Annotated in this window: 2 protein-coding genes; one reads left to right on the top strand and one right to left on the bottom strand. The window is 68.5% G+C overall.

Going from position 1 to position 1,100, the window contains the following annotated elements; genetic code table 11:
• The coding region (locus tag EU811_RS22830) for a VOC family protein (protein WP_187697301.1) at positions 1 to 367 on the bottom strand (367 nt) is incomplete at its 3' end.
• Between the two features lie 122 nt (positions 368 to 489).
• Between EU811_RS22830 and EU811_RS22825 the strand changes: the two genes are divergently transcribed.
• Positions 490 to 963, top strand: coding sequence for an Lrp/AsnC family transcriptional regulator (locus EU811_RS22825; RefSeq protein ID WP_055617039.1), 474 nt, complete (start codon positions 490 to 492; stop codon positions 961 to 963).
• Positions 964 to 1,100: the final 137 nt, after the last annotated feature.

Raw genomic sequence — 1,100 nt, 5'->3', positions numbered from 1 at the left:
GGGCGCCGTGCTCGACGGCGTAGGCGAACGCGGCGCGGGCGTCCGGGACCTCGATGGCGAGGTCGACCACGCCGTCACCGTGCTCCGCCACGTGTTCGGCGAGGAAGTGGCCCCAGGGGGTGGCCGCCTTGATGACGGAGGTGAGGACGAAGCGGGCGGAGCCGTTCTCCAGGACGTAGCTCGCGGTCTCGCGGCTGCCGTTCTCCGGTCCGGAGTAGGCGACCAGCTTCATGCCGAAGGCGGTGGAGTAGTAGTGCGCCGCCTGCTTGGCGTTGCCCACGGCGAAGACGACCGCGTCCATTCCCTTGACCGGGAAGGGGTCTGCCTGCCGCGCGGTCTCGGGGGTGTGGTGAGTGGTCTGAGTCATGGACGCAGGCTCTCCCCCTTCGGCAAGGTGCGCAATAGTTTGCGGATCTGCTGGGCAATATGTGCAGTGAAATGCCTGCTGGGCCGGGCTTTGTGTACAGGTTGACCACCTCGGAGGCCTTCATGGCGATCGATCATCTGGACGGGCGGCTGCTGGTGCTGCTCGCACGGGAGCCGCGGATCGGGGTGCTGGAGATGTCCCGGCGGCTCGGGGTCGCGCGCGGGACCGTGCAGGCGCGGCTCGACCGGCTTCAGTCGAATGGAGTCATCCGGGGGTTCGGGCCGCAGGTGGATCCCGCGGCCCTCGGCTATCCCGTCACCGCTTTCGCGACGCTGCAGATCCGGCAGGGCCAAGGCACGGACGTACGGGCGCACTTGGCGACCGTGCCCGAGGTGCTGGAGCTGCACACGACGACGGGCGGCGGGGACATGCTGTGCCGGCTCGTGGCGCGGTCCAACGCCGATCTTCAGCGGGTGATCGACCGGGTTGTCGGTTTTGATGGCATCGTCCGGGCCTCCACGGCGATCGTCATGGAGAACCCCGTGCCGCTGCGGATCATCCCGCTGGTGGAGCAGGCCGCGGAGGACGACGACTGAGGCGACAGTGATGGCTGAGGCGACAGTGGGGTGAAACGCGGGTGAGCTTCTGGGAGTACGTGAGCAGTCGCCATCAGCAGCTCCTCGCCGACGCCTACCAGCACGCCAGCGCCGTCTTCCAGTGCATGGTCGTCGCC

The sequence above is a fragment of the Arthrobacter sp. TS-15 genome, assembly GCF_006964045.1.
Lineage (GTDB): Bacteria > Actinomycetota > Actinomycetes > Actinomycetales > Micrococcaceae > Arthrobacter.
Note: the sequence above shows the minus strand (reverse complement) of the source record. Positions and strands in the feature narration are given on the sequence as shown.

Excerpts from the sequence above, each read along its gene's own strand:
- EU811_RS22825 (WP_055617039.1), top strand. The coding sequence starts at position 490 with ATGGCGATCGATCATCTGGACGGGCGGCTGCTGGTGCTGCTCGCACGG.